At 59.9% G+C, this 1,803-nt stretch carries 1 protein-coding gene; it reads left to right on the top strand.

The genetic code is table 11. The features are described 5' to 3' along the window. Positions 1-124: 124 nt before the first annotated feature. On the top strand, positions 125-1,803 hold a 1,679-nt coding region (locus A3730_RS21850), incomplete at its 3' end, for a nuclease-related domain-containing DEAD/DEAH box helicase (protein ID WP_063538932.1).

Raw genomic sequence — 1,803 nt, 5'->3', positions numbered from 1 at the left:
AACTGAAAAGCTGACACTGGTTCAGTGGCAGCCAGAAAATAGCGGGATGATTATGCTTGGATATTCTCGCCTGAATGTTCATGGCAAGGCCTATGGGGTCACCATGAGCTGGGAGCGGTAGGCAATGGCCACCGTCATCCCCAACCTCAGCACCTTGCGCGGTATGACCGCGGGCGAGCGGCGCCTGGGGCAGCGGCTGGAAACGCTGCTGGAGGATGATTACACCGTCTGGTACGACACCCCGGTGGGGCGCAGCCGACGCTACCCAGATTACATCATTCTTCATCCCGGTCGTGGCTTGCTGTTCCTTGAGGTGAAGGACTGGAAGCTGGATACCCTCAAACAAATCACGCCCCGTGATGTGGAAATCTTCACCTCCGATGGCCTGAAGACCGTCACCAACCCACTGCAGCAAGCCCGCCAGTGTGCGCTCACCGCCATCAAGAAACTGCAGCGCGATGAACACCTGCAACAAACCTCCGCCCAGCACAAAGGCAAACTCTGTTTCCCGTGGGGCTATGGGGTGGTGTTCCCCAATATCACCCGCAAGCAATGGAACGAGGCCATCAGTGAGGAGCATCAGGAGCTGGTGCTACCGCCACACCGGCTGATCTGCCGGGATGAAATGACTGCCACCGCCGACCCGGAAGTCTTCCAGGAACAACTCTGGGCCATGTTCGATTACGCTTTCGGCGACAAGCTCACCCTGCCGCAGATTGATCGCATCCGCTGGAACCTGTTCCCGGAAATCCGCATCAACGCGCCCCAGCAGGGGTTGTTTGATGAGGGCGATGAGGCTGATGAAGAAAGCGAGCAGGGTAGCGGGCAGGGGCAGGGCAGTCATACCGGCAGCCGGGCCGCGGCAGAGAGCCAACCCGACTACAACGCCATCCCGGATATCGTCCGCGTCATGGATCTGCAGCAGGAACAACTGGCCCGCAGCATGGGCGAGGGTCACCGGGTCATTCATGGGGTAGCCGGGTCCGGCAAGACGCTGATCCTCGGCTACCGCTGCCTGCACCTGGCCCAGGCTGTGACCAAACCGATTCTGGTGCTGTGCTTCAACATCACACTGGCTGCACGGCTGCGCAGCTTCATTGCCGAAAAAGGCATCGAAGAAAAAGTGCAGGTGCACCACTTCCATAAATGGTGTGGCCGGCAACTGCAAACCTATAACGTGGATCTGATCCCCGCCACGCCCGAGCTGAAACCCTGGGAGCGGCAGGTGGAGACGGTCGTGCAGGCCGTGGACAAGGAACAGATCCCCCGCGCCCAATACAGCGCGGTGATGATCGACGAAGGCCACGACTTCGAGCAGGACTGGCTGGCCCTTGTCGTGCAAATGATCGACCCGGACACCAACTCGTTGTTGCTGCTCTACGACGATGCCCAGTCCATCTACAAGAAGCGCAGCCTCAAGTTTCCCCTGTCCAGCGCCGGCATCCAGGCCCGTGGCCGTACCACTATCCTGAAACTGAATTACCGCAACACCCGCGAAATCCTCAGCTACGCCTACGATTTCGCCAAGGACTTCCTGCAAGCCCAGGACGCCGACGACGACCACATCCCCCTGATCGCCCCGGAAATGGCCGGCGCCAGCGGCCCGCTACCGGCATTCCGCAAGTTCGACACCTTCAACGACGAAGCCCACTACATCGCCCGCTGCATCCGCAAATGGCACCAGAACGGCCAACCGCTCAATAACATTGCGGTGATCTACGGCTACAACTGGCAGGCCGACACACTGCAACGGGCGCTCAAGCGGGAAGGCATTCCCCACGCCTGGTTGAAAGACAACGCCAG

It is taken from the genome of Alcanivorax sp. HI0044 (assembly GCF_001634945.1).
The sequence above is the reverse complement of the archived record's forward strand: the minus strand, read 5'-3'. Positions and strand labels throughout refer to the sequence as shown.